This window comes from Trinickia sp. (genome assembly GCF_051953405.1).
Lineage (GTDB): Bacteria > Pseudomonadota > Gammaproteobacteria > Burkholderiales > Burkholderiaceae > Trinickia.
The window spans coordinates 1-23,815 of record NZ_JBQCIV010000080.1; the positions used below are offsets into that span (position 1 = coordinate 1).

Sequence of the window (23,815 nt, forward strand, 5' to 3'; positions counted from 1 at the left end):
CCTTGACAGACACCGGCAACTGGGCCGCGAGCAGCGTCTAGAAAAAGTCGATCAGCATTCCGATGCCTCTGATGGCGCAACGGATTGCGCGGGCGCCCGAGCCTCGCGCGGCGAGGCGCAAGACCCTAGGGCATTGGATTAGCGGTTGTGGCGGTTCATGTATACCAGGCGTTCGACGAGGCTCACGTCCTGCTCGTTCTTCAGCAAGGCGCCGGCGAGCGGCGGCACGATCTGCTTGTGATCGGGCGAGCGCAGCGCGTCATGCGGGATGTCTTCGGCGAGCAACAGCTTGAGCCAATCGAGCAATTCCGACGTCGACGGTTTCTTCTTCAGGCCCGAGACGCCCCGCAATTCGAAGAAGCTCGTCAGCGCCGCGCGCAGCAGCTCCTCGCGGATGCCGGGGTAGTGCACGTCGACGATACGCTGCATTGTCGCCGGATCCGGGAATTGGATGTAGTGGAAGAAGCAGCGGCGCAGGAAGGCGTCGGGCAGCTCCTTCTCGTTGTTCGACGTGATCACGACGAGCGGCCGGTGCTTGGCGCGCACGACCTGCCGCGTTTCGTACACGTGGAACTCCATCCGGTCGAGTTCGCGCAGCAAATCGTTCGGGAATTCGATGTCGGCCTTGTCGATTTCGTCGATGAGCAGCACGGCGGGCACGTCCGATTCGAACGCTTGCCACAGCACGCCCTTGACGATGTAGTTCGCGATGTCCTGGACGCGGGCGTCGCCGAGCTGCGAATCGCGCAGGCGCGAGACGGCGTCGTATTCGTATAGACCTTGCTGGGCTTTGGTGGTCGATTTGATGTGCCACTGATAAAGCGGCATGCCGAGCGAGGCCGCGACTTCTTCGGCGAGCATCGTCTTGCCCGTGCCCGGTTCGCCTTTGATCAACAGCGGACGCTTGAGCGTGATCGCGGCGTTGACGGCGAGTTTGAGATCGTCGGTGGCGACGTACTGCGACGAACCTTCGAAGCGCATGGCGGTCTGCTCGTTCGAAAAAAACCCAGTATAAGTCAGATGGGCTAGGCAGCTTCGGCTCGCGGCCGTATCGTGTCGGACGGTTCGGCGCGGGCGGCGCACGGCTTGGCCGGGTGGACGCCCGGCCGAGCGGCGCGGTACAATTGCCGCGATTTTTTTGGCCGCTCGTTGCGATTTCGACAACAAGAACGGCGCAGCGCCATTGCCCGCAGGCTTTTAGCGGGCGCTCGTTTCCCCTCAAGCCAGGTTAGAACCTATGAACTCTTTCGTCGGCAAACATGTCGTGACCGCAGCGCTCGCCGCGCTTGGCTGGTTTGCGGTGAGCGCCCAGGCGGCCGATGTGGTCGGCAACGCCAAGGCGGGCCAGGGCAAGGTCGCGATGTGCATCGGCTGCCACGGCATCCCCGAATACCGCACGGCGTTCCCCGAGGTCTATCGCGTACCGATCCTGGGCGGCCAGAATCAGCAATACCTCGAAAACGCGCTGCACGCGTACAAGAAGGGCGATCGCCACTTCGAGACGATGCACGCTATCGCGGCTTCGTTGTCGGATCAGGACATCGCCGATATCGCGGCCTACTACGCGGCCCAGACGCCGGCGTCGGCGAACAATCCCGACAAGTGACCGCTTGCGCGGCCGCTTTCAGCTACCTCATTTCGCGGGATAGGAGAATTCATGAACAAGCCTGATCAGGCACTGCGCATCGTCGCGAAGGCGGGAGCCGCCCTCGTCGCGGCCGTCGCCGCTATCGGTTCGGCCCACGCGGCAAGCATCGACAACGGCCATGCACTCGTCGAAGCCCACAACTGTGCGGCTTGCCACGGCGCCAAGTTCACCAATCCGGTCAGCAACGATTACCCGAAGCTGGCCGGCCAGCATGCCGATTACATCGTGATGGCGCTGCGCCAGTATCAAATGGGCACGTCGAACCCGCGCTTCGGCCGCAGCAACCCCATCATGCAGGCGCAGGTACAAGGGTTGTCGCTCAGCGACATGAAGGACATCGGCGCGTACCTCGAGTCGCTGCCGGGCACCCTCGTCGACAAGAAGTAAGCACGGCTGCGCTGCGCGTGGCGCGGCCACGGTACATCGCGTGCACAATCCATTGCGCGCGAACGAAAAAACCCGCCTCGGCGGGTTTTTTGTTGCGCGGTCGCTGCAAATCGACCCAGTGCGGCATTGTGTCGCAGGCGCCATCGTTCACGGGTTACCGGTCGCCCGTCGCAGGATCGGCGGCGTGCCGCATCAATCCCTGGACGCGCGCCGCTCGATGCGAGCGAGGTAAGCGTCCGTATCGGGCGGCGTGTTGTTGCGTTGCGCTTCCCAGATCGTCTCGCCGAGGCACTCCATGATCGCGTGTTGCGCCTCGTGCGTCGAACCGAGCCGGGCGGCGAGCCGCTCATGGGCGGCACGGATGCCCGGCGGCTGATCGATCGAAAGCTGCTCGCTGATCGCGAGGTGCATCGATAGATGCAGGAACGGATTCGTGCGTCCCGCCTCGGGCGAATAGTCGGCGTTTGCGGTGGCGTCGTCGGCGAGTTCCGCGTGGTATTCGGGGTGCTCGACGATCCAATCGGCCGCTATCGCTTCGAGCGGCGTGAGAATCTCGCCCGCTCGCTGCTTGCGCCAGGTGTCGATGAAAAAGCGTCGGACTTCGTCGCGGCTCGGGTTGAACATGGTGGAGATCGACCTTTCAAGGGGCAATGCAAGGATCCGGCCGCCCTACGTGGCGCGCGGCGCTCGCGCGCCGGCCGGTGCGGCCAACCCAGCATTTTACGCTGCCGGGCAGCGTGGACCTCTCGGGCGCGACGCGCGGGTAGAATCCGGGAGGTTGCGGTGGGCGTGCTGCTGCCCGCTGCCGGCTCGTCCGCCAAGGCGGCCGCCGCCGAAACGCGGCGCCGCCGCATGCGAGACCGTACAGCGAACGACGACCCCAGCCACCCTTCGACCTCATTCTTCCCCCATGCCTTCCCCCGACACCCATTCGCGTGCCGACACCGTGCGCGGCGCCTTGCTCGTCGCGCTTTCGGCCAGCGCCTTCGGCGCCATGGCGATTTTCGGCCGCTACGCCTATGCCGGCGGCACCGACGTGCTGGGCTTGCTGACGTTGCGTTTTCTGATTGGCGGCGCGGTGCTGGCGGCCGTTGCCTATCGCCGCGGGGTCGTCTGGCCGCGCGGCCGCACGCTTGCCGGTATCGTCGCGATGGGCGCGCTCGGTTATGTGGGGCAGTCGCTTTGCTATTTCATCGCGCTGCAGCACGCGCAGGCCAGTCTCGTCGCGCTTTTGCTCTATCTGTATCCGGCCTTCGTCACATTGCTGGCGGCGCTTTGGCTCGGCGAGCGGCTAACTCACGTCAAGGGCGCCGCGCTCGTGCTGTGCCTCGGCGGCTCCGCGCTGATGGTGGGCGGCGGGCACGGCGATCCGCTCGGCATCGCGCTGGCGCTGTCCGCCGCCGTCGTCTATTCGCTCTATATCGTGGCGGGTGCGCGCGTGACGCGCGGCGTCGACCCGCTTGCTACCACCGCCATCGTGTGCCTATCCGCGGCAGTTGTCTTCTGTTGCGCGTCGGTCGCGCGCACGCTCGCCGGCACGCCGCCCCATCTGCCGACGACGCCGGCCGCATGGGCGGCCCTCGTGGCGATCGCACTCGTGTCGACCGTCACGGCAATGCTCGCGTTTTTCGCCGGATTGACACGGCTCGGCGCGGCGCGCACCTCCATGCTGTCGACCCTCGAGCCCGTCGTCACGGTGCTGCTCGCGGCGATCTTGCTCGGCGAGCGCTTGTCGTTCGTGCAAGGGTGCGGGGGCGTGGCCGTGCTCGCGGCGGTGCTGTGGCTCGTGAGCGCTGGGGGCGGACCGCGCGACGAGGCGGTGTCGCTGGAAGCCAGTCTCTGAATCGGCACGGCGCACTCGGCACTCGGTACTCGTCGATCGCACCGGATCGATCGCGGTCGGGCCAGGGAGGGCGAGGGGGGCTAGTGCTTGCTAGAGCGCGATCTCACAGGTCGGGCGGCGGCGTTTTCGGCTTGTACTCGCACAACGGTTCGATCGTGCAATGCCAGCATTCGGGCCGGCGAGCCTTGCAGACGTAGCGCCCGTGCAAGATGAGCCAGTGATGTGCGTCGAGGAGAAATTCGGGCGGCGTGAATTTTTCCAGCGCCGCTTCGACCGCGCGCACGTCCTTGCCCGGTGCGAGCCCCGTCCGATTGGCGACGCGGAAAATATGCGTATCGACGGCGATCGTCGGCTGGCCGAACGCCGTGTTGAGCACCACGTTGGCCGTCTTGCGGCCCACCCCGGGCAAGCCTTCGAGCGCTTCGCGCTCGGCCGGCACGTCGCCGCCGTACTGGTCGAGCAAGATGCGGCAGGTGGCGATGACGTTCTTCGCCTTGGTCCGGTAAAGACCGATCGTCTTGATGTAATCGGCGACGCCCGCTTCGCCGAGCGCAAGCATCGTTTGCGGCGTGTTCGCCACCGGAAACATCTTGCGCGTGACTTTGTTGACGGACACGTCCGTCGCCTGCGCGGACAGCATGACCGCGATCAGCAACTCGAACGGCGTCCGATACTCGAGTTCCGTTGTCGGATGCGGGTTGAGGCTGCGCAGCGTTTCATAGATGGCGCGTCGTTTTTGTGCGTTCATGCGGCGCTCGGGCAGGCGGTGGCTAGGCTCTGGTTGTCGGTTGCGATCGCTCGAGATCGGTAACGATCGGTAAAGGTCAGCGCTCGATCAGCGCTCGTCTTGTGGGGGCGGGCTCGGTTCGGCGGGCGTATTGCCTTCTTTCGTGCGAGCCGCCGTTGCATCGCCGTGCGCTTGCGCGCCCGAGCCTGCTCGGCCGACGGGCGTGCTCGCGACGCCTTGGCCGGCCGCGAGCGCCTCCTTCTTTTGGCGGGCGCGCTCCATCGCCGCCTGAATGATGGCGCGCTTTTTAGCCGCCTCGTCGTCTTCGGGTGCTTTCTTGTCGGGCGCCTGCGAGGCCGTGGCCGTGGCCTCGGCACGGCGAGCGGCCGCGCGCGCCTGCGCGGCGGCCCGCTCGCGCGCGAGCCGCGTCGTGCGCCGATCGTGCCGTAGGCGCGCGGCCTCGGCCTGAGCGGGGCTCCAGGCATCCCAGCCCGTGTGCTCCCCGGTTACCGGGGTCATCTCGATGCAGTCGACAGGACACGGCGGAACGCACAGGTCGCAGCCCGTGCACAGTTCGGCGAGTACCGTATGCATGAGCTTGGGGGCGCCGACGATCGCATCGACGGGGCAGGCCTGCATGCACAGCGTGCAGCCGATGCACAGCGCTTCGTCGATGACGGCCAGCGGGCGCGGCCGTTCCTCGCCGTTGGCGGGATTCAACGCGATCACGGGCTTGCCGAGCACGGCGGCCAGACGGGCGATGCCTTGCGCGCCGCCGGGCGGACATTGGTTATAGCCGGCCTCGCCGCGCGCGAGCGCTTCGGCATAAGGCCGGCAGCCGTCGTAGCCGCACTTGGTGCATTGCGTTTGCGGAAGCAGATCCTCGATGCGGTCTGCGAGAGTGTCACGATCGGTCACGTTCGGTACGTCAAGAAGCATACGGGCGGCGCGATGGGCCGTCCGCCACGTTGTGCGCCGAGCAGGCCGATGCCGGCCGCGGGTGCGCTTCGCGTGCGGGAAAAGAGCGCATTATCGCCGATTTCCCGGATTGCCATTGGTCACCCTTGTGCCATAATCGAAGCGCTTTTTCGCACGAGACGCACGGTGTTTCCCAGAAAAATGGCGCGCTCGTTCACGCTTCCGGCGTAGGTCAAGGAGGGCCGGCTGCGTGACGGGGCAACGCGGCTCACGAAGCAAAAAGGCCACCATGAATCAATCGAAAATCAAAAGAGATCCAGAAGGGACGCGGCGCCGCATACTGCTGGCGGCGGCCGAAGAATTCGCGAATGGTGGTTTGTTCGGCGCGCGCGTCGATCAGATTGCCCGCCGGGCAGAGACGAACGAGCGCATGCTCTATTACTATTTCGGTAGCAAAGAGCAGCTTTTCACCGCCGTTCTCGAACACGCTTTCAGCGCACTCACGGAAGCGGAAAAGACGCTCGATCTGAATGGTATCGCGCCCGTCGAAGCCATTACGCGGCTTGCGCATTTCGTGTGGGACTACTATCGCGATCACCCCGATTTGCTGCGTCTCATCAACAACGAGAATTTGCACGAAGCGCGCTATATCCAACGCTCGTCGCGTATTCGCGAACTGATTTCGCCGATGGTGGCGACGCTTTCGTCGATTCTCGATCGCGGGCAGCGCGCGGGGCTCTTTCGCACGAACATCGACCCGCTGCGCCTGTATGTCGCGCTATCCGGCCTCGGCTATTACATCGTGTCGAATCGCTTCACGCTCGAAGCGTCGTTGGGCCGGGACTTCAACTCGGCCTCCGAGCGGGCCGAGATGGTGCGCATGAACACCGAATTGCTGCTCGCCTATCTCATGCGTAAATAGGCCCGCGGCGCGGGCTCTAGCCACGAGACGCGCCGCATCGTTCGACGATGCGGCGCCGCTTGCCCGCCTGGCGGATGCGCGCTATCGCGCTAGGCTTCGATCGGCTCGCGCGCGCGTTTCGTCTCGCGATTGTGCTCGAGAATAAAATCGCGCAGCTGCGGATAAATGATCGTGCGCCAGCGACGGCCCGAGAAGATACCGTAATGGCCGCACTTTTCCGCGGTGAAATGGTGTTTGTTCTTCTCGGGAATGCCCGTGCACAGATCGTGCGCGGCACGCGTCTGGCCGCAACCCGAAATGTCGTCGAGTTCGCCTTCGATCGTGAACAGCGCCGTCTTTTTGATGTCCTGGGGCCGCACGGGCTCGCCCTCGATCTCCCAGGTGCCCTCGGCGAGACGGAATTCCTGGAAGACGATACGAATCGTGTCGAGGTAATACTCGGCGGCCATATCGAGCACGGCGTTGTACTCGTCGTAGAAGCGACGATGCGCTTCGGCGTCGTCTTCGTCGCCGCGCAGCAGGCTTTGATAGAAATCCCAATGCGATGCCGCGTGACGCTCCGGGTTCATCGCGACGAAGCCCGCGTGCTGCAAGAAGCCGGGATAGACATGACGCCCGACACCCGGATAGTTCGGCGGCACCGTGTGGATCACGTTGTTCTCGAACCACTGATACGAGCGCTGCATTGCCAGCGAGTTGACCGACGTGGGGCTGCGCCGCGCGTCGATCGGGCCGCCCATCATCGTCATCGTGCGCGGAGTGTCCTCGCCGCGGCTCGCCATCAGGGAAATGGCCGCGAGCACAGGCACCGTCGGCTGGCAGACGGACAACACATGCAGATTCTTCGCGCCGATGTGGCGGATGAATTCCTGGATATAGGCGACGTAGTCGTCGAGGTGGAACGGGCCGTCCTCGAGCGGCACCATGCGCGCATCGACCCAATCGGTGATGTAGACCTTGTGATCTTGCAGCAGCGTGCGCACGGTATCGCGCAGCAGCGTGGAATGGTGCCCCGACAGCGGCGCGCAGACGAGCACGACAGGCTCGTCCTTCAACTGCGAAACGGCATCCGGATCGTCCGCGAAGCGTTTGAAGCGCAATAGCCGGCAAAACGGTTTTTCGACGATCGTTTGTTCGATGATCGGGATGTTATGACCGTCTTTGACAATTTGATGAATCTCGAACTCGGGTTTTTCGTAATCCTTGCCGAGCCGATACAGCAATTCGTACCCGGCCGACAGACGGGTGGCGCCGGGCACGTAGGCGAAAGGGCTCGCCGGGTTGGCGAACGATTTCGAGGCGGCTTGCGCCCAAGCGGTGAGCGGATTGAAGAGCGCGCGCTGAAACTCGTAAAACTGGTAAAGCATGGTGTAAGGCTCCCGCGGGGGTAGGAACGGGGCTATAAAAAGCGGCGCTCGGCGTCGCGACCAGAAGGTACCGAACGAAATGGCTCGTGGCGGTGTTACTTAATTGATCATAAAGGAGAAGCGCTGTTGGTGCAATGCAGCAATTCAATGCCTCGGCCCGGGACTTTCCCGGATACTGCTGCGCAGCAATCGTGCCGATATCCATCGAATGGGCCCGTGCGCGGCCATGCTCGATCCGACAAGGGGCATGGCGGGTACGCGTTTAAATAGGGTTCGATCAAAGTGCTTCCATATCCGTTCCGGGCGGTGCGTCATTTCCCTGTGCGGACGGATGCCCGGTCGCGCGTGCGATCGATTCTTCGTGGCGCATCAAGTTCAGCCCGGTATGAACGAGGGCGACGTGCGAGAACGCTTGCGGAAAATTACCGGTGAAACGCCGCGTTTGCGGATCGTACTCTTCCGAGAGTAACCCGACGTCGTTAGTAAGGCCCACTAAACGTTCGTATAGGGCGTGCGCTTCGTCCATGCGTCCTTGCAACGCCAGGTTGTCGACCATCCAAAACGTGCACGCGAGAAAGGTCCCTTCGCCGGGCGGCAGCCCGTCGTCGACCTTGTGCGTTCGATAGCGGCGGATGAAGCCCTCGAACGTGAGATCGCGCTCGATGGCTGCCACGGTCGATTCGATGCGCGGATCGTCCGGCGGCAAGAAGCCCACGAGCGGCATCAAGAGCAGGCTCGCGTCGAGTTCGTCGCCGCCGTACACCTGCGTGAACGTTTGACGCTCGTCGCTCCAGCCCTTGTCGCAGACATCGGCGTGAATCCGATCGCGCTGCACGCGCCAGCGATCGATCGGTCCCGGTAGCTTGAACTTCTCGGCGGATCGGATCGCGCGATCGAACGCGACCCAAGCCATGACTTTCGAGAACGTGAATTGACGCGGGCCGCTGCGCACTTCCCAGAGCCCTTCGTCGGGTTCGGTCCAGATCGTCTCCAGATGGTCGAGCATCACGCACTGCAGCGCCCAGACGGCTTCGTCGGCGTGCAGACCGCCCACGCGCGCCAAATGCAGGGCGTTCATCACTTCGCCGTAGACGTCGAGCTGCAATTGGCCGACGGCCTTGTTGCCGACGCGCACGGGGCTTGCGCCCTCGTAGCCGGGCAGCCAGGGCACGTCGGTTTCGGGCAGCCGGCGCTCGCCGGCCACACCGTACATGATCTGCGCTTGCGCCGGGGAGCCCGCGAGCGCGCGTTCGAGCCAGATGCGCCACGCGCGGGCCTCGTCGTAGAAGCCGCAACGCATGAGCGCGAGCAGCGTGATGGTCGCGTCGCGCAGCCAGCAAAAACGGTAGTCCCAGTTGCGCGAGCCGCCCAGGCGTTCCGGCAGCGACGTGGTGGGGGCGGCGACGATGCCCCCGGTCGGCTTGTAGGCCAGGGCTTTGAGGGTGATCAGCGAACGGCGGATCGGCTCGGCGTAGCGCCCCTGCACGCCGCATTGCGCGATCCACTCTCGCCAGTACCGCTCCGTGTGCTCGAGCAATTCGAAGGGATCTTTGGCCGGCGGCAGGCGTTGGTGCGAGGCCGAATACGCGAGCACGAACGGGATCCGCTCGCCCTCGGATACGGTGAAGGTCGCGACCGTGTGCATGTTCTCGCCATGCAGTTCGACCGGCGTGCGCAGTACGACCGTATCGGGGCCCACCACGGCCTTGATTCCGCCGCCGTGCTTGAGCCGTGTCACCCACGGAACCGACAAACCGTAATCGAAGCGCAGCGTGAGCGACATGCGCATCGGCACCTTGCCGCGTTTGCCCACGACAATCCGCACGAGTTCGGAGCGCCCGTTGCCGGGCGGCATGAAGTCGATGACGGTCACGGCGCCGTCGGGCGTTTCGTGATCCGTCTCGAGGATCAGCGTTTCCCCCCGATAGCGTCGGGAACACGTGCCGCGCCGAGGTTGCGCGTCGGGCTCGAACTCGGGCGCGAGGCGCCATGAGCCGTGTTGCTCGCTGCCCAGCAGTGCCGCGAAGCACGCCGCGGAATCGAAGCGCGGCCAACACAGCCAATCGACCGAGCCGTCACGTGAAATCAGAGCGGCCGTGTGGCCGTCGCCAACGAATGCGTAGTCTTCGATATGCGCTGGCATGGTGTTGGAATTTCTCCTGCTATCCGTGCGAATGCCGATACGAAACAGGCGCCGAATGCGCGTCAATGTACACGTTCGCGCGAACGGCTGTGCAAAGCTTAGGCCGCGCGAGGACGAATCGAAGCGAAAACGATTTCGCTTTGCCATGCCGTGGGATCGCTGGCTACAATCGGGGTTCGGGGATTCCGGCCGCGTGCTTCCGATCGAACAAGCCCAACACAACGCGATGCGCTCGGCCACCATAGCGCCTGTCATTCACACTCAACGCGAGAATTGACGCCATGCTGAATCCGTCGAAGGTCGACTGCATCACGATCCTTTCCGCCGCCCGCGAGCTGGGCGACGACACCTTGCTTCATCTGGACCCCCGCCGGCTTGGCTTGACACGCAATGCCATGGAAACGGCCGCGGCGTTCTTGATCGAACGCGGCTGTTTCAAGCGTCACCGCGACGGTGACGGGCACTATGCGGTGGGCGGCTTGTCGTTGCAGGGCAAGCTGCGGCTCGACCAGTTCGTCAACGGTTGAGCCGCGTCGGTGCTCGGTGCGCGCACTTAGAGGTGCAGCGAGTGCGCGCCCGGGCCCAGTAACCCCAGCAATCCGATGATGATGAGGTACAACGCGACGATGTAGTTCAGCAGTCGCGGCACGACCAGAATCAAAATGCCCGCGATCAGCGCGGCAAGCGGTCCCAAGCTGACGAAGATATTCATAGCGGCTCCTTAGGCTCATTCAGTTCCTTCGGTTCATGTCGGGAACTGCGTCGACGCACGTCTCGCGCTCGGGCCCTTCGCGTGCTTTTCATCCGAGTCGGCGATGCGTCCACTCGGACCCCATGCAAAGCGCCGGCCCGGTACGCGGCGACACCCGCTGCACGGCGGACATTTAGACGGGGTCGGATCTCATTGGAGGATTGTTATGTCGCCTATCGTTCGCGCCGCGCTGCGGCAGGGGCTTTGGACTGCCTCGCGCGGCTGGGTTGGTGCTTTGGCGCTCGCCGGTTCGCTCGGTGTCGCGCCCGTATGGGCGCAAAGCGAGCCCGCGACGTCGCAGGCGCCCGTTTACGATTTGCTAGTGGGCACTTACACGCGCGGCACGAGCCGCGGCATCTACGTCTACCGCTTCGATTCGTCGGACGGCCGGCTCACCCCCGTCTCGTCGATCCAAACCGTCAATCCGTCGTATCTCGTCGTGAGCCGCGATCGCCGCTATGTCTATGCCGTGAACGAATTGCCGGGCGATACCGGGCCCGCGAGCGAGCGCGGCGGTATAAGCGCTTTCGCCTTCGATCCGAGCGCCGGGCAACTGACCTTCATCGACCGGGTTTCGTCTGAGGGCAACGATCCGTGCTACCTGGCGTTCTCGCCCGATGGGCGCTATCTGTTGACAGCGAACTATTCGGTCGCGGCCGATCCCGGGGGCAGCTTCGCCGTGTTTCCTCTGCAAGCGGGCGGCGCTGTGGGCGCGGCCGTGCTCGTCGTCCACCACGAGGGCGGCGGACCCGTGAAAGGCCGTCAGGACAACGCGCATGTCCATTCGACAGTATTCGCGCCCGACGGGCGTTATCTTTTTGCGCAAGATCTCGGCGCCGACAAGCTTTACGCGTACCGGTACACGGACGACGGCAGTCGAGGCCTGATCGGCCCCATGCCCGAAGGGTACGTGCAGATGCCGGCGGGGTCCGGGCCGCGCCACCTCGTGTTCGACGCGAGCGGCCACTACGCCTACCTCACGAGCGAGCTGGCCGGCACGGTCACCGCGTTCCAATATACGAATGGCAAGCTGCGGCCGCTTCAGCGCCTGCGGCTCGCGGCGCCGGGCTTTCGGGGCAAGATCGGCGCAGGTGCGATTCACCTGTCTCCGGACGGCAAATTCCTCTATGCGACGAACCGGGGCGATGCGAACGAGATCGTGATTTTCTCGGTCGATCCGCACGATGGCTTACTCAAACTCGTCGCGCGGCAATCGACGCTCGGCCGCACCCCGCGCGAATTCGCGATCGATCCGACGGGCCGGTGGCTCATCGTCGGCAATCAGGACAGCGATAGCGCTTTCGTGTTCCGGCGCGATTCGGAGACGGGGCTGCTCGCGAACCCGACGCGCCTGTCCATCGGCGCCCCGGTCGACTTCCAATTCACCCCGTCGTCGTGATCGGCCGGTCCCAAAACAAAGAGAGCCTACGCGTCAGAGCAAGCGCGTAGGCTCGAATCTACCGCCTCACGGGGGGCGGGGCGGCAGGGGATGATCGTCGCTGCACCATCGAACCGTCCCGCCTCACGTGCTGTCACTGCGCTAGCGGTGCGCGAGGCGTTCGGATTTCCGATCGTCAAAGCAACTGCCATGCCGGTTTTGACGTAACCGAATCGCATAACGTGTCGGCGCAGCGATCCGTGTCTGCTGCGCGTCGCCGTGGATCGCGCCGAAGTCGGGACCGATCGGCTAGTTCTTGCAATCGCAGCGCATCTTTTACGCGTGGAGCGCGTGCAGAGCGGCCGGCGCGCGACGGATGACGAAGGCCGCGTCGGGGCCGGTCACGGCTCGGCGGTCAGGGCTCGGAACTGGGCGGCGCAATCACTTCGCGGCTGCCGTTGACGCCCATCGAGGAGACGAGCCCGGCGGCCTCCATTTGCTCGACGAGCCGCGCGGCCCGGTTGTAGCCGATCCGCAGTTGCCGCTGCACGGCCGAAATCGAGGCTCGGCGCGTCCGCACGACGAACGCCACGGCTTCGTCGTAGAGCGGGTCGGCTTCGGCATCGGGCGCATCGCCGAACAGGTCCTGCGCCGCGCCTTCCGTGGCCGGGCCGTCGAGAATCCCTTCCTCGTACTGCGGCTCGCCGAACTGCTTGAGGTGCTCGACGACGCGATGGACCTCCTCGTCCGCGACGAACGCACCATGCACACGTTGCGGATAGCCGGTACCGGGCGGCAGAAACAGCATGTCGCCTTGGCCGAGCAGCGATTCGGCCCCCATTTGATCGAGGATCGTGCGCGAGTCGATCTTCGACGACACTTGGAACGCAACCCGGGTCGGGATGTTGGCTTTGATGAGACCGGTGATGACGTCGACGGAGGGGCGCTGCGTCGCGAGGATCAGATGGATACCGGCTGCGCGCGCCTTTTGTGCGAGCCGCGCGATCAGTTCTTCTATCTTCTTGCCGGCGACCATCATCAGATCGGCGAGCTCGTCGATGACGACGACGATCAGCGGCAACGGCGACAGCGGTTCGGGTGCGTCGGGCGTCAGCGAGAACGGGTTGCCGATCTTTTTTCCGGCGGCCTGGGCGTCGCGCAGCTTTTGATTGAAGCCGGCGAGGTTGCGCACGCCGACGGCCGACATGAGCCGGTAGCGTTTCTCCATTTCGCCGACACACCAGTTCAGCGCGTTCGCCGCGAGCTTCATGTCCGTGACGACGGGGGCAAGCAGATGCGGAATGCCTTCGTAGACGGAAAGCTCCAGCATCTTCGGATCGATCATGATCAGCCGCACTTCTTCCGGCGTGGCCTTGAACAGCAGCGACACGATCATCGCGTTGATGGCGACCGATTTACCGGAGCCCGTCGTGCCCGCAACCAGCATGTGCGGCGCTTTCGCCAGATCGGTGACGATGGGCTGTCCCGTGATGTCCTTGCCCATCGCGATCGTGAGCTTGGAGACCGAATGGCGGTACGGGGCGGCGGCGAGGATTTCGGAGAGCCGGATCGTTTGCCGTTTGGCGTTCGGCAGTTCGAGCCCCATGCAGGTTTTGCCGGGAATCGTCTCGACCACGCGAATCGAGGTGAGCCCGAGCCCGCGTGAAAGGTCTTTCATCAAACCGACGATCTGGCTGCCGCGCACGCCGAGTGCCGGTTCGATCTCGAAGCGGGTGATGACGGGACCGGCCGAGGCGCCGACGACGGTCACGGGCACCTTGAATTCCTGCAGGCGCTGCTCGATCAACTGTCCGGTCTGGGCCAGACGCTCGGCGGGGATTTCTTCCGTTTCGCTAGAGGCCGGTTCGAGCAGATCCAGCGACGGCAGTTCCACCGCGGAAGCCGCCGGGGCATGGAACGTGAACTCGGCCGCCGCGTGGCCGCGCAGCGGGGGGCGCGCGGCGGACTCGGCGTCCGCGAGGGTGGGGGCAAGCGCTGCGGCAGCCGGTTGGGCGGGGGCGCTTGCCGGCGAGACCGGGGCAATGCTTGACGCCGGGGCGGGCGTGAGGGGCGCAGCCGATGTTGCCCATGGTGCCGCGGGCGCCGGGGTGGTCGGCGGTTGCGGGTCGAGCTTCGGCGCGGGGGCGATTTCCAACAGCACCGGAGCGACCGGGACGGAAGGGATCGATGGGATCGATGGGATCGCGGCCGGTGCGGCGGTGGATATCGGCGCAGCGGTCATCGCCGACGGCACGGGCGCGACGCCAGGCGAGGCGTGAGCGAAAGGCGGCGCACTCGTGGGCGGCGCCGCGCTTTCGTTCGATTCTGCGTGCTGTGCCGCTGCGGGGCTTTCGTCTGCCTTTACCTGCTGTGCTGCCGCGGCGCCTTCATTCGGCGCTGCCTGCTGTGCCGCCGTGGGCCTTTCGTTCGTCTCTACGCGCTGTGCCCCCGCGGCGCTTTCGTTCGGCTCGACGCGTCGCGCCGGCGCGGCACCGATGGCCCAAGCGGGACCGGCCGACTCGTCGAGCGCATTTTCATCGTCGGCCCATGGCTGCGCCGAAGCGACGTCGGCGGCCTCATCGCTGTATGCGTCCGCCTCCCGGCGCGTATCGAATGCCTGCGACTGCGCGGCTGCGATATCGGTCGCGCGTGGCGCCGGCTCGTCGTTTGCGGGCGCGGGGTCGATCGCCGCATCGTCGCTCTGCTTGACTGGCGCCGGCTCCGTAGGAACGGTCTCGCCCTGTCTGGCCGCGGTTGCGGTTGCCGGTGCGGCCTCGTTTGCCACGATCTGCGTGCCGGTTGTGGCGGCCGCCTCGGGTGCGGCGCTCGATGCGTTTGCGCCGGCGATATCTTGCGGCAGCGCAGCCGCGGCGCCTCGTCGGGCGAGACTGGAACTCGCGAGGGCGGTCCACTGCGCGGCGTTCGCCTCGATGGCCCTGAGCGTTTCCAGCACGCCCGGCGAAGTCTCCGCCGGCGGCATCGCGCGGCGAGCGGTGTCCGTCTGCGCGGCGTAGGTACGCCCGACGGGCTGCGGCCGAGCAGGGTTCGCGCCGGGTGCGCTCGTCGACGAGAAGGCGCTGGCCGGCGAGCGTTGGGCCGTGACCTGGGGTGCGCCGGCTCCGGCGGCATCGCCGCTGGCGGCCGGAGCGGCCGGAGCGGCCGGGTGCGGCGTAACGGCGGGCGCCCCGGACCGGCCGGTCGCATCGAACGCCCCGGGCAGCGGACGGTGTCGCGCAGGCGGCACAGTCGATAGATTGGGGACGGCCGATATCGCGGACGGGCGTGCGCCGGACGTTTCGCTCTGGCTTCGCTCCGGAACGTTTCGCGCCGGAACGTGCGCCGGGGGTCGAAGCGCCGCCGCCGGCTCGAAAGCTTTGGCGTTCAGCCCGCGTGCATCGCGCAACGCACCGCGCGGTGCGCTCGGCGTGACGGGTGTCACCGGCGCACCGGAGCGCGCTTTCGCGCTTGTTGTCGCCGGCGGCTGCCAAACCGTGGGCCGCGCATAGCGGCCCGTCGATTTCGGCGCCATCGCGTTGGGGGTCGTCGTGCGGATAACGGAGCCGGTCGTGCCGACGCGTGCGGAGCGTGGCTCCTCCTTGCGTGCGCTGGCGGCGGCGCCCGAGGCAGCCGCCCCCGGTCCAATATTGAAACCGAGGCCGAACGCGCGATCGGCCCAACGCAATGCCCCCCGCCAAGAAAAGCCCAAGAGCCAAGGCAGGCCCGCGAGCACGAGAACGGGCAAAGCGAAGAACGCACCGCGCCCGAGCACGCGCAGCGCAACGCCGAGCAGCGCGTGTCCGAGTGCGTTGCCCGTTTGGGGCACGAGCGCTGCTTCGAGTGCGCCGCTGCCGACGAAGACGCCGGCGAAGCCGAGCCAAAGCCGGATCGTGCCCCGTCCGCGCGCTGGCGCATTGCGCAAGAAGGCCCCGATGGCGAGGCGCAGGGCGAGGGGCACGAGCCAGAGGGCCGACACGCCGAACCAGCCGAAAACGACCGTATGCATGCTAAAGGGCGAAACGTACTAAGGAGGCGCAGTGCATGCCGATCACCGGCCTTCGCGCGCGAAGGTCAACGTGACGCCGTTGGACGCGACGATACGCATCTGTTGCGGCGTCCGCATTTGGACGAGCGTCGCATCGATATGCGCGAGAACGTCGAGGTAGGCGCGTTCCAGGCGGTCCGCGTCGGCGCCGCAGGCTTTGCGTGTCGTCGCCAGCGGGCCGAGCGAGAGTTCGCCGCTGCGAAGGGTGTACGGTCCCGAGAAACGGTTGCAGCCCGCGAAGCCGTTTGCGAGGCGCTGTCCCGACCGCGTATCCAGGGTCAAAGTGGGCGCGGCCGCCGCGTCGACGGGAACGTCGAATGCGCGATGGCCATCGCTCGTCTGCGCGCTTTGCAACCGCCAGCTCGTGTCGTCCAGCAATTGGACCGCAGCCGGATTGAGCGGATTGCTGGGGCCCGCGCCCGAGTCGGGGTGTGTCGGCATCGCGCAGCCGGCGAGGGCGAGCGCGGCCGCAAGCGTGAGCGCGCCGGCGCCGGGCGGCAGAGCGCGGCGCGCGATCCGTCGCGCCGACGCAATGGAGGGATTCGACATGGCCCCGAACCTTCTTTTCTAAACTGGCGAAGGCGTAAGGGTAACGCACTCCCGAGCTCGCGCGCGAGCGCGGTGCGCAAGGTTGCCATCGCACTCGGCGGGGGACGGCCCGCGCGCATCGCTTGCCCGGGCGCGAGCTGGCCGGTTCGAGCGTGTTAACATCGCCGTCTCTTCTTCTTTCGCATTGATGGGATTCGCCATGCAGATCGGTCAACGGATCGGTACGCCCCTTTCGCCCTCGGCCACACGCGTGATGTTGCTCGGCGCGGGCGAACTCGGCAAGGAAGTCATCGTCGCGCTGCAGCGGCTCGGGGTCGAGGTGATCGCGGTGGATCGCTACCCGAACGCGCCCGGCCATCAGGTCGCGCACCGCGCGCACACGATCGACATGACGGATCCGCAGGCGATCAAGGCGCTCGTGCGCGCCGAGCGGCCGCATCTGATCGTGCCCGAAATCGAAGCGATCGCCACCGAGGCGCTCGCCGAGATCGAAGCGCAGGGCCTCGCCGAAGTCATCCCGACCGCGCGCGCCACGCAACTGACGATGAACCGCGAAGGGATTCGCCGCCTCGCCGCCGAAACGCTCGCGTTGCCGACCTCGCCCTATGCGTTCGCCGATTCCCTCGAATCGTTCAAGGCGGCGATTGCGCGCATTGGGTATCCATGCGTCGTCAAGCCCGTCATGTCCTCGTCCGGCAAGGGCCAGTCGGTCGTGCGCGGCGAAGCCGACGTCGAGCCGGCTTGGCAATACGCGACGGCCGGCGCGCGCGTGAATATCGGGCGCGTCATCGTCGAAGGATTCGTCACGTTCGATTACGAAATCACGCTGCTGACGGTACGTGCGGTCGATCCGGCCAGCGGCGAAGTGCGTACCTCGTTTTGCGAGCCGATCGGCCATTTGCAGGTGGATGGCGATTATGTGCAGTCGTGGCAGCCGCAGCCGATGTCGGGTGCGGCGCTCGCACGCGCCAAGGAGATCGCCGAGCGCGTCACGAGTGCGTTGGGCGGCCGAGGCGTGTTCGGCGTCGAGTTGTTCGTCCGCGGCGACGAGGTATGGTTTTCCGAAGTCAGCCCGCGTCCGCACGATACGGGGCTCGTGACGCTGCGCTCGCAGCGCTTGTCCGAATTCGAGCTGCATGCGCGCGCGATTCTCGGCCTGCCGGTCGATACGTCGTTGCTGGCGCCGGGCGCCTCGGCCGTCATTTACGGTGGGCTTGAGCAAGCCGGCATCGCATTCGAAGGGGTGCGCGAGGCGCTGGCCGTGCCCGGTACCGATTTGCGTTTGTTCGGCAAACCCGAGAGCTTCAAGAAGCGGCGCATGGGCGTGGCCGTGGCGACGGCCGACAGTGTCGACGAGGCGCGCGAGCGTGCCCTGACGGCCGCCGCGAAAGTGCGGCCCGTGTCCGCGAACTGACTGTCCGGCCGCCATGCGCGGCCGTGAGCGGGGCGCGATCGGGCGGCCTTATGCGACCTTAAGCGGCCGGCCCAGAACCAGGCACGGCCCCTGCAACCTTGCGGTGCTACAATACCGGCCTTTCCGGCGGCTTATCCGCCGGCTGGAGCCGGCCGCGCGCGAAGCGCGGTTTTGCGGGCGTCCTCGGCGCGAGCGCGCGAGACTTTCCGTGGCTCCGCCTTCACGTCGATCTCATCGAGCGGCTGTGCTGCCGCCGCCGCGCGCTCGAACGACGCAGCGCCTAACGGCGCCTTTTTAGCGAACGCCACAATGTCCGATCCCGCTGTCACGCCTACTACCGCGACTTTCGACCAGTTCGGTCTCGCGCCCGATATTCTCCGGGCCGTCGCCGAGCAGGGCTACACCACCCCTACGCCGATCCAAGAGCAGGCGATTCCGGTCGTGCTCGCCGGCCGCGACGTCATGGGCGCCGCCCAAACCGGAACCGGTAAAACGGCCAGCTTCTCGCTGCCGATTATCCAGCGGTTGCTGCCGAACGCGAATACGAGCGCGTCGCCGGCGCGCCACCCCGTCCGGGCGCTGATCCTCACCCCTACGCGCGAGCTGGCCGATCAGGTGGCCGCGAACGTGCAGTCTTACGCGAAGCACACGCCGCTGCGCAGCGTGGTCGTGTTCGGCGGCGTCGACATGAACCCGCAATCGGCCGAGTTGCGGCGCGGCGTCGAGATTTTGATCGCGACGCCCGGGCGCCTGCTCGATCACGTGCAGCAAAAGACGGCCAATCTCGGCCAGGTGCAGATCCTCGTGCTCGACGAAGCGGATCGTATGCTCGATATGGGTTTCTTGCCCGACTTGCAGCGCATCCTGAACTTGTTGCCGAAAGAGCGGCAAACGCTGCTGTTCTCGGCCACGTTTTCGGGCGAGATCAAGAAGCTCGCGTCTACCTATCTGCGCAATCCGCAGACGATCGAAGTGGCGCGCAGCAATTCGACGGCGACGAACGTCACGCAGATCGTCTACGAGGTGGCCGAGGGCGACAAGCAAGGCGCCGTCGTGCAATTGATCCGCGAGCGCGAACTGAAGCAAGTCATCGTGTTCTGCAATAGCAAGATCGGCGCGAGCCGCCTGGCGCGTCAGCTCGAACGCGACGGCGTCGTGGCCTCGGCGATCCACGGCGACAAGACGCAGAACGAGCGCATGCAAGCGCTCGACGCCTTCAAGCGCGGCGAAATCGAGGCGCTCGTGGCCACCGATGTGGCCGCGCGCGGGCTCGACATCGCGGAATTGCCGGCTGTCATCAACTTCGATTTGCCGTTCAATGCGGAAGACTATGTGCACCGAATCGGCCGCACGGGCCGCGCGGGCGCATCCGGCGACGCGTTGTCGCTGTGCAGTCACAACGAACGCAAGCAGTTGGCCGAGATCGAGAAACTGATCAAGAAGCCGCTGCAGGTGCAGACGCTGGCCGTGCAAGCGCCGGTGCGCCGAGGGCGCGAGGAGCACGCCGGGCGCGATCGCGAGGAGCGTTCGGGGCGCCGCCGCACGGGTTCGCACGAACGCACCTCATATCGCGTGAATCACGCGCCGATCGACGATTTCTTCCTGAAGCCTTACGAGCCGTCGCCGTCCGCACGCAAGGAAGAAGACGCGAGCAGGCCCGAGGCGTCGCAAGCGAAGGCACCGAAGCAGCCGCTCGCCGCACTGCTCGGCGGCTTCGGCATGCCGCGGCGCAATAGTTCGTCTTCCTAAATAATCGCGCGCGTAGCCCGCACTGGATGCGATCGACGCATGCTGTGCGGCTACGCGCGTAGCTATCCCGTATCCGCCGTTCTTCCTCCCTCGTTGCGCTTGCTCGTTGTCCCGCCTCATCCGACCGGAAATTCCGTCGTCGACAAAATCTCCTTGAGCACCATGAACGTACGGATCTGGCGCACGCCCGGCAGATAGAGCAATTGCTCGGCGTGCAGCCGGTTGAAGCTATCGCTGTCGCGCGTGCGCACGAGCATGAAGTAATCGAATTCGCCCGTGACGACGTGACACTCCATACAGCCCGACACGGTGCGTGCCGCCGCTTCGAACGCAGCAAACGCGTCCGGCGTGGATCGATCCAGCACGATGCCGATGACGACGAGCATCCCCGCGCCGACCGCCTTCGGCTCCAGCAGCGCGACGATGCCGCGAATCAGGCCGAGCGCCTTGAGTCGTTCGACGCGTCGTAAGCACGCCGGCGCACTGAGCTTGACCCTTTCCGCGAGCGCGACATTCGAGATCGAGGCGTCGCGCTGCAGTTGCTTGAGAATGGCGCGATCGATACGGTCCAGTTGCGCGATGCCGGCGGGTTCGGCAGCGCGCGGGCTTGTCCGAGGCCGAGTGGAGGGCGCCCGGCGAACGGAGCGCGAATCGGGCGGAGGGTGTCGACGCAATTTCGTTGCGCACCTATTCGATAGAGGCGGGTTGTATTAATCGATGACATGGGCAAGCACATCAAAAGTAGGCGAGCCGATGAAATTTCACAAGCTCATTTCGCCGTCTCTTGCCTATCATTTTCTGGTGTGCTTCCCGCTCGCTTCCCGTTGTGCGATGGCATCGCCATCGATGCCGGGCAGCGCTTGATCGTCCTCACCGGAGCCTTCGATGAATCTGAAGCGATTTCCCCGCTATCCGCTGACGTTCGGCCCTACGCCCATTCAGCCGCTCAAACGCTTGAGCGCGCATTTGGGCGGCCAAGTGGAGCTGTATGCCAAGCGCGAGGATTGCAATAGCGGCCTCGCGTTCGGCGGCAACAAGACGCGCAAGCTCGAATATCTGATTCCGGAAGCGCTCGCGCAGGGGTGCGATACGCTCGTCTCGATCGGCGGAATTCAATCGAATCAGACGCGGCAAGTCGCGGCTGTCGCCGCGCGTCTCGGCATGAAATGCGTGCTTGTGCAGGAGAATTGGGTCAATTACTACGATGCGGTCTACGATCGAGTCGGCAACATCGAACTCTCGCGTATCCTCGGTGCCGACGTACGCCTCGTGCCGGACGGCTTCGACATCGGCATTCGAAAGAGCTGGGAAGATGCGCTCGAAAGCGTTCGGGCGGCCGGCGGCAAGCCCTACGCGATTCCCGCCGGCTGTTCCGAGCATCCGCTCGGCGGGCTCGGTTTCGTCGGCTTTGCCGAGGAAGTGCGCGAGCAAGAGGCCGCGCTCGGGTTCAAGTTCGACTACATCGTGGTGTGTTCGGTTACTGGCAGCACGCAAGCGGGGATGATCGTCGGCTTTGCGGCCGACGGGCGCAGCGAGCGCGTCATCGGTATCGATGCGTCGGCGAAGCCCGAAGCCACCCGTGCCCAAATCGCGCGGATTGCCGAGCATACGGCCGAACTCGTGGGGCTGGGCCGCCCGATCCAAGACAGCGACGTCGTGCTCGATACGCGCTACGGCGGGCCGGAATACGGCTTACCCAACGAGGGCACATTGGAAGCGATTCGCTTATGCGCCCGGTGCGAGGGGATGCTGACCGACCCTGTCTACGAAGGAAAGTCCATGCACGGGATGATCGATAAAGTGCGCCGCGGCGAATTTCCGCCCGGCTCGCGCGTCCTATACGCGCATTTGGGCGGCGCACCGGCATTGAGTGCATACAGCTTCATCTTCCGGGACGGCTGATATTGAGCGCCGCGAGCGGCGGCGGGCTCGGCATGGGGCAGCGGGCGGCGCTCGGCCCACGGCCGGGTGCCGACGATTCGTCGCGGCGCAGCGTGCCCGTTAGCCCCGACGCTCGGGCTGCCGATCGCCGAATCGTTTTGCCCATGCGGCTACCGCGTCGGCATAAAACGCATCCAGGGAACGATAGGGCGGCGCGGCGCTTTCTCGTCCGCCTGGGGCGTGTTCCAACTCGAGCCCCAAGTGTCGGGCCGCGGCGAGGAGCGCGGGCAAGGGCGCGTCGAGATCGAGTTCCTGCGCGCCCGTTTGTTTGCTGAGCTTTTCGCCTTGGGCATCGACGACGACGGGCACGTGCAGATAAGACGGCGTGGGCACGCCGAGGCAGCGTTGCAAGTAGATTTGCCGCGCTGTCGAATCGAGCAGATCGGCACCGCGCACGACGTGGGTGATGCCTTGCTCGGCATCGTCGACCACGACGGCAAGCTGATAGGCCCACTGGCCATCGGCGCGCTTGAGCACGAAATCGCCTACTTCCAGCGCGAGATCCTGCGTTTGCCTGCCTTGCCATCGATCTTCGAACGTCACGACGGCGTCCGGGCCGTCGGGTAGGCACAAACGCCAGGCTCGGGCGACTTTCCCGTTCAAACCCTGCCGACAGGTACCCGGATACGCCAAGGTCGTATGGCGTGCATGGGCGCTGGCGAGCGAATCGGCGATCTCCTTGCGCGTGCACCCGCACGGATAAAGGTGTCCCGCTCGCTCCAAACCTTCGAATGCCGCTTCGTAGCGTGCCGTGCGCGTGCTTTGCCAAAGGGGCGCCTCGTCGCTTTCCATGCCGAAGCGCGCCAACGTATCGAGTATCGCGCGGTCGGCGCCCGGTACCGTTCGAGGGCCGTCGATGTCTTCGATGCGCACGAGCCAGACGCCGCCGTGGGCACGGGCGTCGAGGTAGCTCGCGAGCGCGCCGACGAGCGAGCCCGCATGCAGCCTGCCGGTGGGCGAGGGCGCGAAGCGCCCGCGATAAACGCTAGCGGAGCGGCTCACGCTCACGTCCGTGCTCGCGCCAGGCGCCTGCGTTGCCGGCGACGATGCGGCGCCGGTCACGTCGGCCACGTCGGTCACGCCGCCGCGCGCGCCGCGTCCTTCTTGTCGGGGTGGCATGCGGGGCACGTCTTGCCGGGCGTGTATAGCGGCGAACGCTGATCCTCGGCCGATACCACCGCGCGGCAGCCGAAGCACTGTGCCGTCGCCGTCGGTTCGAGCTGCGGATTGAGGGCGGTGCGATAGTCGAAGACGAAGCATTCGCCGCGATAGTGCGCGCCGCCGACTTCCTCGAAATACTTGAGAATCCCGCCCTCGAGCTGGTAGACGTGATCGATGCCCACTTCCTTCATGTGGATCGCGGCTTTCTCGCAGCGGATCCCGCCGGTGCAGAAGGAGACCACCGTCTTGCCCTCGAATTGCTCGCGATGCGCTTCGATGACGCTCGGAAATTCGCTGAATTTCGTAATCCGGTAGTCGACCGCATCCTCGAACGTGCCCACGTCGACCTCGAACGCATTGCGCGTATCGAGCATGACAACGGGCCGGCCTTCGTCGTCGCGACCCTCGTCGAGCCAGCGCTTGAGCGTGGGGGCGTCGACCGACGGCGCGCGGCCCAGTTCGGGCTGGATCGCCGGCTTTTTCATCGTGATGATTTCGCGCTTGCGCTTGACGAGCATGCGGCGAAACGGCTGCGTTTCCGAGAAGCTTTCCTTGAAGGGCAGATCGACGAACTTGCCCTCGAAGAGCGGATCGCCGCGCAAATAGGCGACGAATGCGCCGGCGGCCTCGGGCGTGCCGGCGACGAACAAATTGATCCCCTCGGGCGCGAGCAAAATGGTGCCGCGCAGGCTGAGCGCTTCGCACCGCTCGGAGAGCTGCGCGCGCCAAAGGTCGATGGCGTCGATCGTGACGAAGCGGTAGGCGGCGAGATTGACGATACGCATGATGATGGAGCCAGAATGACAGCCGCCGCGCTGCCTCGGCCAGCCCCGGCTGGGGCGGCGTCGGCCCCGGATGGAACGAGGGCGCGCGGC

The 23,815-nt window shown here is 65.7% G+C and carries 21 protein-coding genes; 9 read left to right on the forward strand and 12 right to left on the reverse strand.

Annotation, left to right across the window (positions count from 1 at the left end; genetic code table 11):
• Positions 1–138: 138 nt before the first annotated feature.
• Positions 139–981 (reverse strand): AAA family ATPase, encoded by an 843-nt coding sequence (locus tag ACTHN9_RS13320; protein ID WP_440537234.1) that lies wholly within the window; start codon positions 979–981, stop codon positions 139–141.
• 256 nt (positions 982–1,237) lie between these two features.
• Here ACTHN9_RS13320 and ACTHN9_RS13325 point away from each other — a divergent pair, with 256 nt between their 5' ends.
• Positions 1,238–1,606, forward strand: a complete 369-nt coding sequence (locus ACTHN9_RS13325; RefSeq protein ID WP_440537235.1) for a c-type cytochrome — start codon at positions 1,238–1,240, stop codon at positions 1,604–1,606.
• A 51-nt stretch (positions 1,607–1,657) separates the two neighbouring features.
• Entirely contained in the window at positions 1,658–2,035 is a 378-nt protein-coding gene (locus ACTHN9_RS13330) for a c-type cytochrome (RefSeq protein ID WP_440537236.1), read from the forward strand.
• Between the two features lie 192 nt (positions 2,036–2,227).
• Here the strand turns inward: ACTHN9_RS13330 and ACTHN9_RS13335 are convergent, their stop codons facing one another.
• Positions 2,228–2,659, reverse strand: a complete 432-nt coding sequence (locus ACTHN9_RS13335; RefSeq protein WP_440537237.1) for a DUF1841 family protein — start codon at positions 2,657–2,659, stop codon at positions 2,228–2,230.
• A 286-nt stretch (positions 2,660–2,945) separates the two neighbouring features.
• Here ACTHN9_RS13335 and ACTHN9_RS13340 point away from each other — a divergent pair, with 286 nt between their 5' ends.
• Positions 2,946–3,878, forward strand: a complete 933-nt coding sequence (locus tag ACTHN9_RS13340; protein WP_440537238.1) for a DMT family transporter — start codon at positions 2,946–2,948, stop codon at positions 3,876–3,878.
• A gap of 103 nt (positions 3,879–3,981) precedes the next feature.
• Here ACTHN9_RS13340 and nth read toward each other — a convergent pair whose 3' ends face one another.
• The gene (gene nth, locus ACTHN9_RS13345) at positions 3,982–4,626 is read right to left on the reverse strand and encodes an endonuclease III (RefSeq protein WP_440537239.1); all 645 of its coding nucleotides are present in this window, start codon (positions 4,624–4,626) and stop codon (positions 3,982–3,984) included.
• Positions 4,627–4,713: 87 nt separating this feature from the next.
• Positions 4,714–5,544, reverse strand: a complete 831-nt coding sequence (gene rsxB, locus ACTHN9_RS13350) for an electron transport complex subunit RsxB (protein ID WP_440537240.1) — start codon at positions 5,542–5,544, stop codon at positions 4,714–4,716.
• A 268-nt stretch (positions 5,545–5,812) separates the two neighbouring features.
• Here rsxB and ACTHN9_RS13355 point away from each other — a divergent pair, with 268 nt between their 5' ends.
• Entirely contained in the window at positions 5,813–6,445 is a 633-nt protein-coding gene (locus ACTHN9_RS13355; RefSeq protein WP_440537241.1) for a TetR/AcrR family transcriptional regulator, read from the forward strand.
• Between the two features lie 89 nt (positions 6,446–6,534).
• Here ACTHN9_RS13355 and ACTHN9_RS13360 read toward each other — a convergent pair whose 3' ends face one another.
• Both ACTHN9_RS13360 and ACTHN9_RS13365 read right to left on the reverse strand, forming a co-directional pair.
• Complete coding sequence (locus ACTHN9_RS13360) at positions 6,535–7,812, reverse strand: polyhydroxyalkanoate depolymerase (protein ID WP_440537242.1); 1,278 nt, start codon at positions 7,810–7,812, stop codon at positions 6,535–6,537.
• A 277-nt stretch (positions 7,813–8,089) separates the two neighbouring features.
• Positions 8,090–9,955, reverse strand: coding sequence for a glycoside hydrolase family 15 protein (locus ACTHN9_RS13365; RefSeq protein ID WP_440537243.1), 1,866 nt, complete (start codon positions 9,953–9,955; stop codon positions 8,090–8,092).
• 281 nt (positions 9,956–10,236) lie between these two features.
• On the opposite strand from ACTHN9_RS13365, the gene ACTHN9_RS13370 reads away from it, so the two are divergent.
• Positions 10,237–10,482 carry a hypothetical protein gene (locus ACTHN9_RS13370; RefSeq protein WP_440537244.1) on the forward strand — a complete coding sequence of 82 codons (246 nt, stop codon included), beginning with the start codon at positions 10,237–10,239 and terminating at the stop codon, positions 10,480–10,482.
• A 26-nt stretch (positions 10,483–10,508) separates the two neighbouring features.
• On the opposite strand, the gene ACTHN9_RS13375 is transcribed toward ACTHN9_RS13370, so the two are convergent.
• The gene (locus tag ACTHN9_RS13375) at positions 10,509–10,667 is read right to left on the reverse strand and encodes a DUF3096 domain-containing protein (protein WP_206953216.1); all 159 of its coding nucleotides are present in this window, start codon (positions 10,665–10,667) and stop codon (positions 10,509–10,511) included.
• Positions 10,668–10,872: 205 nt separating this feature from the next.
• On the opposite strand from ACTHN9_RS13375, the gene ACTHN9_RS13380 reads away from it, so the two are divergent.
• Entirely contained in the window at positions 10,873–12,105 is a 1,233-nt protein-coding gene (locus ACTHN9_RS13380) for a lactonase family protein (protein ID WP_440537245.1), read from the forward strand.
• A gap of 394 nt (positions 12,106–12,499) precedes the next feature.
• Here ACTHN9_RS13380 and ACTHN9_RS13385 read toward each other — a convergent pair whose 3' ends face one another.
• Both ACTHN9_RS13385 and ACTHN9_RS13390 read right to left on the reverse strand, forming a co-directional pair.
• Complete coding sequence (locus tag ACTHN9_RS13385; RefSeq protein WP_440537246.1) at positions 12,500–16,087, reverse strand: DNA translocase FtsK; 3,588 nt, start codon at positions 16,085–16,087, stop codon at positions 12,500–12,502.
• 42 nt (positions 16,088–16,129) lie between these two features.
• The gene (locus tag ACTHN9_RS13390; protein WP_440537247.1) at positions 16,130–16,675 is read right to left on the reverse strand and encodes an META domain-containing protein; all 546 of its coding nucleotides are present in this window, start codon (positions 16,673–16,675) and stop codon (positions 16,130–16,132) included.
• A gap of 199 nt (positions 16,676–16,874) precedes the next feature.
• On the opposite strand from ACTHN9_RS13390, the gene purT reads away from it, so the two are divergent.
• Positions 16,875–18,089, forward strand: a complete 1,215-nt coding sequence (gene purT, locus ACTHN9_RS13395; RefSeq protein ID WP_440537248.1) for a formate-dependent phosphoribosylglycinamide formyltransferase — start codon at positions 16,875–16,877, stop codon at positions 18,087–18,089.
• A 309-nt stretch (positions 18,090–18,398) separates the two neighbouring features.
• Complete coding sequence (locus ACTHN9_RS13400) at positions 18,399–19,838, forward strand: DEAD/DEAH box helicase (RefSeq protein ID WP_440537249.1); 1,440 nt, start codon at positions 18,399–18,401, stop codon at positions 19,836–19,838.
• A 116-nt stretch (positions 19,839–19,954) separates the two neighbouring features.
• Here the strand turns inward: ACTHN9_RS13400 and ACTHN9_RS13405 are convergent, their stop codons facing one another.
• A complete protein-coding gene (locus tag ACTHN9_RS13405) occupies positions 19,955–20,512 on the reverse strand; it encodes an Lrp/AsnC family transcriptional regulator (RefSeq protein ID WP_440537250.1) in 558 nt (185 codons plus the stop codon).
• 211 nt (positions 20,513–20,723) lie between these two features.
• Here ACTHN9_RS13405 and ACTHN9_RS13410 point away from each other — a divergent pair, with 211 nt between their 5' ends.
• Positions 20,724–21,740 carry a 1-aminocyclopropane-1-carboxylate deaminase gene (locus tag ACTHN9_RS13410; RefSeq protein WP_440537251.1) on the forward strand — a complete coding sequence of 339 codons (1,017 nt, stop codon included), beginning with the start codon at positions 20,724–20,726 and terminating at the stop codon, positions 21,738–21,740.
• 99 nt (positions 21,741–21,839) lie between these two features.
• Here the strand turns inward: ACTHN9_RS13410 and gluQRS are convergent, their stop codons facing one another.
• Both gluQRS and ACTHN9_RS13420 read right to left on the reverse strand, forming a co-directional pair.
• Entirely contained in the window at positions 21,840–22,898 is a 1,059-nt protein-coding gene (gene gluQRS / locus ACTHN9_RS13415) for a tRNA glutamyl-Q(34) synthetase GluQRS (protein ID WP_440537252.1), read from the reverse strand.
• On the reverse strand, positions 22,856–23,725 hold the full coding sequence (locus ACTHN9_RS13420) for a sulfurtransferase (protein ID WP_440537253.1): 870 nt from the start codon (positions 23,723–23,725) through the stop codon (positions 22,856–22,858). The genes gluQRS and ACTHN9_RS13420 overlap by 43 nt, the downstream gene beginning before the upstream one ends.
• Positions 23,726–23,815 lie beyond the last annotated feature (90 nt).

What these genes read in the sequence shown, in the direction of transcription:
- ACTHN9_RS13320 (WP_440537234.1), bottom strand. Translation starts at nt 981, where the DNA reads ATGCGCTTCGAAGGTTCGTCGCAGTACGTCGCCACCGACGATCTCAAA.
- ACTHN9_RS13325 (WP_440537235.1), top strand. Translation starts at nt 1,238, where the DNA reads ATGAACTCTTTCGTCGGCAAACATGTCGTGACCGCAGCGCTCGCCGCG.
- ACTHN9_RS13330 (WP_440537236.1), top strand. Translation starts at nt 1,658, where the DNA reads ATGAACAAGCCTGATCAGGCACTGCGCATCGTCGCGAAGGCGGGAGCC.
- ACTHN9_RS13335 (WP_440537237.1), bottom strand. Translation starts at nt 2,659, where the DNA reads ATGTTCAACCCGAGCCGCGACGAAGTCCGACGCTTTTTCATCGACACC.
- ACTHN9_RS13340 (WP_440537238.1), top strand. Translation starts at nt 2,946, where the DNA reads ATGCCTTCCCCCGACACCCATTCGCGTGCCGACACCGTGCGCGGCGCC.
- nth (WP_440537239.1), bottom strand. Translation starts at nt 4,626, where the DNA reads ATGAACGCACAAAAACGACGCGCCATCTATGAAACGCTGCGCAGCCTC.
- rsxB (WP_440537240.1), bottom strand. Translation starts at nt 5,544, where the DNA reads ATGCTTCTTGACGTACCGAACGTGACCGATCGTGACACTCTCGCAGAC.
- ACTHN9_RS13355 (WP_440537241.1), top strand. Translation starts at nt 5,813, where the DNA reads ATGAATCAATCGAAAATCAAAAGAGATCCAGAAGGGACGCGGCGCCGC.
- ACTHN9_RS13360 (WP_440537242.1), bottom strand. Translation starts at nt 7,812, where the DNA reads ATGCTTTACCAGTTTTACGAGTTTCAGCGCGCGCTCTTCAATCCGCTC.
- ACTHN9_RS13365 (WP_440537243.1), bottom strand. Translation starts at nt 9,955, where the DNA reads ATGCCAGCGCATATCGAAGACTACGCATTCGTTGGCGACGGCCACACG.
- ACTHN9_RS13370 (WP_440537244.1), top strand. Translation starts at nt 10,237, where the DNA reads ATGCTGAATCCGTCGAAGGTCGACTGCATCACGATCCTTTCCGCCGCC.
- ACTHN9_RS13375 (WP_206953216.1), bottom strand. Translation starts at nt 10,667, where the DNA reads ATGAATATCTTCGTCAGCTTGGGACCGCTTGCCGCGCTGATCGCGGGC.
- ACTHN9_RS13380 (WP_440537245.1), top strand. Translation starts at nt 10,873, where the DNA reads ATGTCGCCTATCGTTCGCGCCGCGCTGCGGCAGGGGCTTTGGACTGCC.
- ACTHN9_RS13385 (WP_440537246.1), bottom strand. Translation starts at nt 16,087, where the DNA reads ATGCATACGGTCGTTTTCGGCTGGTTCGGCGTGTCGGCCCTCTGGCTC.
- ACTHN9_RS13390 (WP_440537247.1), bottom strand. Translation starts at nt 16,675, where the DNA reads ATGTCGAATCCCTCCATTGCGTCGGCGCGACGGATCGCGCGCCGCGCT.
- purT (WP_440537248.1), top strand. Translation starts at nt 16,875, where the DNA reads ATGCAGATCGGTCAACGGATCGGTACGCCCCTTTCGCCCTCGGCCACA.
- ACTHN9_RS13400 (WP_440537249.1), top strand. Translation starts at nt 18,399, where the DNA reads ATGTCCGATCCCGCTGTCACGCCTACTACCGCGACTTTCGACCAGTTC.
- ACTHN9_RS13410 (WP_440537251.1), top strand. Translation starts at nt 20,724, where the DNA reads ATGAATCTGAAGCGATTTCCCCGCTATCCGCTGACGTTCGGCCCTACG.
- gluQRS (WP_440537252.1), bottom strand. Translation starts at nt 22,898, where the DNA reads ATGCCACCCCGACAAGAAGGACGCGGCGCGCGCGGCGGCGTGACCGAC.
- ACTHN9_RS13420 (WP_440537253.1), bottom strand. Translation starts at nt 23,725, where the DNA reads ATGCGTATCGTCAATCTCGCCGCCTACCGCTTCGTCACGATCGACGCC.